The sequence below is a fragment of the Bacillus basilensis genome (assembly GCF_050630465.1).
GTDB classification, from domain to species: Bacteria; Bacillota; Bacilli; order Bacillales; family Bacillaceae_G; genus Bacillus_A; species Bacillus_A basilensis.
This window is the reverse complement of record NZ_JBNTQO010000046.1, coordinates 1-1650: the sequence shown is the minus strand read 5'-3', so window position 1 is coordinate 1650 and position 1650 is coordinate 1. Positions and strand designations below refer to the sequence as shown.

Annotated in this window: 1 protein-coding gene; it reads right to left on the bottom strand. The window is 34.5% G+C overall.

Annotated elements, in window-relative coordinates:
- Positions 1-127: 127 nt before the first annotated feature.
- Entirely contained in the window at positions 128-1558 is a 1431-nt protein-coding gene (locus ACQVV1_RS29610; protein ID WP_097833444.1) for an IS4 family transposase, read from the bottom strand.
- Positions 1559-1650 lie beyond the last annotated feature (92 nt).

The following is a 1650-nucleotide window of genomic DNA, read 5'->3' as shown; positions in this document are numbered from 1 at the left end:
CACATCCATCAACTTAAGGTATATTTTTATACAAAATGCGGTCTTTCCATATAGTTTTTTATTATCTTTTATAGATTTTATAAAAGTAGGCATATCAAATAAACCCTGACGGGCTTCAATTTTTTTACTATGCTACCTGATGAGTAGAAGTGGTATACTCATAAACAACACCCAAAATATCAAAGACTGTCTTTTTCTCATATCGATGAGATTTTCGTCCGTTGTGCTGTAGGAGGTTAAACAGACGAAGGAGAACCTTTGATAATTCTTGGGTGTTTTTGTGTAATGCTTGGTAAAAAAGTAAAAAATAATCCTTAATTATGTACATCGCTTTATATTCACTTAGCTCTTTCTGTTTCTTACGTAACAGGAGTTCTCGCATTTTAAACATAGTAGAAGAACATAATAGAATACTAATGAGTTGCCCATAAAGGTGACATTCTAATCGTTCTTGTTTAATAGATTTACAACGATGAATTTGAAACCAAGATTTCCATATTTTAAATAACAGCTCAATTTGCCAACGCAGTGAATATAGATCATAAATTTTCTCTTTTGGTACCCATTCCGTAGGAATGTTTGTCATATATACCGTAATACCTTGTAAAAGTTTTGTACGCTCTGTATATGTAATTCCTTTTTTCTTTTCGCGAATAGCTCGATCACGTAGACGTTTCTGTTTTTGCTCCTCGGTACATCTATAAACTACAATTCGAGTAGGCAGTTTGTCTTTACTCCCTACATATACATCATGTAATTCATACACTTGGCCAGGCTGCAATTGTTTCATGATGTCTTCCAAATGAATTTGTATATATACCGGTTTTAATTGAGCGGGTTTTGTTTTAAATACCACTGTTTCAAATTCTTTTCTATATATTTTAGTTGGTAACTTTAGACGTGATAAATAATATCCTTGCTTATCTTGAATAGACTTAAAGTCTTGTAGACGAAAATATCCTAAGTCACGAATATATAGTTCATTCTTTTGTGCCATGCCTGTTCGAGTCGCACTATATGCCTGATCACTTCGTTTTCCTGGTTCAATTTCCACATCAGAAAATTTTCCACTCAACAAGTCATACTCTAGTTGGATTTTCACACCAGCTGTATGACTACACCCTCCGGCACCAGGATAAGTAGTTGCGAATCGATCTGGAACTTGGAAGGTTGTAGAATCAAGGACGAGAATCCGCTCAAAATAAGATGAAAGAGAATGAGAAATCTTAGATACTCCTCCAATTTTAGCTTGTAGAAGTGTAGTAAATACAGTGCGAAAGAAGGCTACAGAATCCGAATTAAATCGTCGATTAAGTCCCTCCGGACTTAATAAAATTCCTGTTGAAGTTTCTAATTGACTACAAAGTTGAGTAAGAGAGGTAGTAGCGATTTGTTGATTTAACCATACACACAAAGATAAGAAATGATGCCCGTGGCACTTGCGTTTTCGTTTCATTCCGCCTGCTTCTATAGCTAATTGATTAAGTGTAGCGGGAGACATATATCGATATAGCTCTTCGGCAAATAAAGATAACTCTTGTTTTTGATGCATATTCATAAAAAGCACGTCACCCTTTCTCATTAACATAAGAAAATAGTAACGTGCTTTTAACTTCAAAAATAGTCTAAATCCTTAAGTTGATGGATGTG